This window comes from Verminephrobacter aporrectodeae subsp. tuberculatae, assembly GCF_026127385.1.
GTDB classification, from domain to species: Bacteria; Pseudomonadota; Gammaproteobacteria; order Burkholderiales; family Burkholderiaceae_C; genus Acidovorax; species Acidovorax aporrectodeae.
Map to the genome: position 1 here is coordinate 1 of NZ_QZCX01000023.1, position 272 is coordinate 272.

Annotated in this window: 1 pseudogene; it reads right to left on the bottom strand. The window is 65.8% G+C overall.

The window, feature by feature from the left end:
* Nucleotides 1-272: pseudogene (locus D5041_RS21950) on the bottom strand (hypothetical protein); the annotation flags it as partial.

The window sequence follows — 272 nt, forward strand, 5'->3', positions numbered from 1 at the left end:
TCGATGCTGAAGCTGTTGGCGTCAATGTCTTCGGAGAAGCGGATGACGACGGTGGTGCTCTCGCCCAGGTGCAGTTTGTCGTCGCCGATCGTGATCGGGTTGGTCGCCGCCAGCGTGGGGCCCGTGGTGTCTGCTGGTGTGTCGTTGCGCACCGCAGTGGCCGCGAAGCTGGCCACGTCGTTGCCGGCAGTGTCCTGTATCGCGCGGGTGTCGTCGTTGGCCGTGGGGTCGCTGTAGGCAACGGTCACGCTCTGACCATGCGCCACGGGGGT